This is a genomic window from Streptomyces sp. SID12501 (assembly GCF_010550245.1).
GTDB lineage: Bacteria > Actinomycetota > Actinomycetes > Streptomycetales > Streptomycetaceae > Streptomyces.
On the sequence record NZ_JAAGLU010000369.1, the window covers coordinates 1 to 541 of the forward strand.

Annotated in this window: 1 protein-coding gene; it reads left to right on the plus strand. The window is 74.7% G+C overall.

The genetic code is table 11. The features are described from left to right. Positions 1-87: 87 nt before the first annotated feature. On the plus strand, positions 88-541 hold a 454-nt coding region (locus G3I71_RS46285; protein WP_164324941.1), incomplete at its 3' end, for a prepilin-type N-terminal cleavage/methylation domain-containing protein.

Consider the following 541-nt stretch of genomic DNA (forward strand, 5'->3'; position numbering starts at 1 on the left):
CGCGGGCGACCACGCCGGGCGCGTCGGACGGCCGGCCGGCGACCCGTCGGCCGGCACGCAGCACGCGCAGCAACCACGAGGAGCGATGTGAGCGCCCGTCAGCCCCACCACCGCGTCCCCGACGAGGGGTTCAGCCTCGTCGAGGTGGTCGCCGCCCTCGCGGTCGTCGGCATCGTCGCCGCCGCGGCGCTGTACTTCTTCGTCAACGGCACGCGCTCCGTGACGCACCAGTCGCGTTCGCAGTCGGCCGTGACGGTGGCGACGGAGGCGATGGAGGACGCGTTCGCCGTCAGCGCCAAGCCCGTGACCAAGGGCGGGACCACGTTCTCGGGCCTGCTGCTCGACCGCCCCCAGGCCGCCGTCACGGCCGCCTGGTCGTCCGCGCAGGCTGCGGGCCTGGACGGGCTCGACCAGACGTACCCCGCGTGGGACGCGAACCCGACCGCGGGCAAGGCGCCGGCCGTGCCCATCGAGCGCACGACGCGGCTCGGGGGCGTCGAGTACACGTCCACGATCCTCATCGGCACGTTCTACCGGCCCA